This window comes from Phyllobacterium sp., from assembly GCF_037994405.1.
Classification (GTDB): Bacteria; Pseudomonadota; Alphaproteobacteria; order Rhizobiales; family Rhizobiaceae; genus Phyllobacterium.
In genome coordinates this window covers 1-1,884 of record NZ_JBBNAN010000060.1, presented here as the reverse complement: position 1 = coordinate 1,884, position 1,884 = coordinate 1, and the positions used below count along the sequence as shown (strand labels likewise).

General features: G+C 57.2%; 2 protein-coding genes. Both read right to left on the bottom strand.

The window, feature by feature from the left end; translation table 11 throughout:
• Nucleotides 1-763 (bottom strand): alpha/beta fold hydrolase (locus tag AAAC48_RS03695; RefSeq protein ID WP_340652874.1); only part of this gene is annotated, 763 nt, incomplete at its 3' end.
• Nucleotides 760-1,884, bottom strand: a 1,125-nt coding sequence (locus AAAC48_RS03690; RefSeq protein WP_340652873.1) for an efflux RND transporter permease subunit, incomplete at its 5' end; no start/stop codon positions are given. The genes AAAC48_RS03690 and AAAC48_RS03695, both read right to left, overlap by 4 nt.

The following is a 1,884-nucleotide window of genomic DNA, read 5'->3' as shown; positions in this document are numbered from 1 at the left end:
GCTGGCGCCGGAACACATCGACATCGATATCCGGCGAAGCGAGGACGACATTCTTGATCTTTGGCGAGATGCCCTTGTCTCGCATGGCAATGCCACGCAGTGCCTCCACTGCAAGCCAGCTTCCCATCGAATGGGCAAGAACCGTGACTTCGGTTACATCAGGACTTTTCGCCGCCTGACGAAGCAGCTCTTCGAGTGCAAAACGGGAAAAGTTCGTGCTCTCCTTGTCATAGACATAATCGAACACGCTGGCTCGCGACGGCCAGGTGAACAGGACGGGCGCTGCATCCGTGCGGGCGTCATGCGCAATCTGCGCAAACCGATAAACTGCGTCCGAATACGAATTGTTGAAGCCGTGTACGAAAACGAGGACGCGCTTCTTTGGTCCTTGGTTGTGCTTTAGCCAATCGAGGACCTGACTTTCGGAGCCGAGCTTTTCCGTTTTGAGCGTCACAAAGTCCCTCGCGGGATCACCTGGGAGTCGGGCGGGCCATTGGATCTCTCCGATTTTCCGCTTCTTGTCGGGTGGTACCGAGACGACGATATTTGTCAGCGAAATTGCTTTTCCGCGCTCGCCGGAGAAGAGTTCGCCCGGATCGGTTACGGGTTCCCGTGTCGTCGCGACGAGCATGTCCACCCTGCTTGCATCCGGCGCAGTCTCTGCGACCGGCGCAAGCACCTTTCCAGGATGCGTTGCACAAGCCGAGAGCATGAGAGACAGCGCGATTGCGATATATTTCACAGGTCTCGACGGTTTGCTCACCTTAATGGGCTCTCGCTCGCGATCGGACTGTCTGCTAGCACCTCCGAACGGCCGGCGGGCGAACTCGTTGCCGGCGCCTTGATCCGAAACCAGGCTATGTAGAGCGCTGGCAGGAACAGAAGGGTCAGAACCGTTCCGACGATAATTCCGCCCATCATCGCGTAGGCCATGGGTCCCCAAAAGATTTCGCGGGCGATCGGAATAAGCGCAAGACTGGCAGCTGCAGCCGTCAGCATGATCGGGCGCATTCGGTGTTCCGTCGCTTCGAGGACAGCGCTCCAGGGATCTTTGCCCTCTCGTCGCAAATCCTCGATCTGAACAACCAGAATGACGGAATTTCGGATAAGGATACCTATCAGCGCGAGAACGCCGAGGAGCGCAACGAAACCGAGTGGTGCGCCGCTTGGCAACAGTGCCGCAACGACGCCGATTATCGCCAGCGGCGCAACAGCGAAGACGAGGAACAGCCGCTGGAAGCTTTGCAGCTGGAGCATCAACAGCGTGACCATGGCGAACAGCATGAGGGGCGCAACTGCAGCAATCGGGGCTTGAGCCTTGCTACTTTCTTCAACTGCGCCACCAACGACAACATCATAGCCGGCGGGAAGCTTCTCGGTAAATTCCTTCACGTTGGGTGCCAGCTGCGAAACGACTGTCGCTGGCTGAAGTGCTCCAAGAATACTGGCTTTCAAGGTTATGGTGGGCTGGCGAGCACGGCGCCACACGACGGGCTGCTCCATCTCGTAGTGAAAGTTTGCAACTGCTGCTGCGGGCACTGATTGGCCGTTGCTCGCGGGCAATTCGACATTGCGAAGCTGATCAATCGATCCGCGTTCATCGGCACGGGCACGCGCAATCACGTCGATGAGATAAATGGAATCCCTGACCTGCGTGACCGTCGTGCCTCCAACGACCGCATTCAATGCCGAGGCAATGCTTTCTGATGTAATGCCGAGCTGCCGGGCTTTATCTTGTAACACATCGACCTTGATAACGCGCGAAGGTTCGTTCCAGTCAAACGTGATGTCTCCAATCGACGGGTTCTCGGCAACAAGGTTCGCCATCTGTTGAGAAAACCCGCGTACTTTCTGCAGATCCGGGCCACTGACACGGTATTGGAC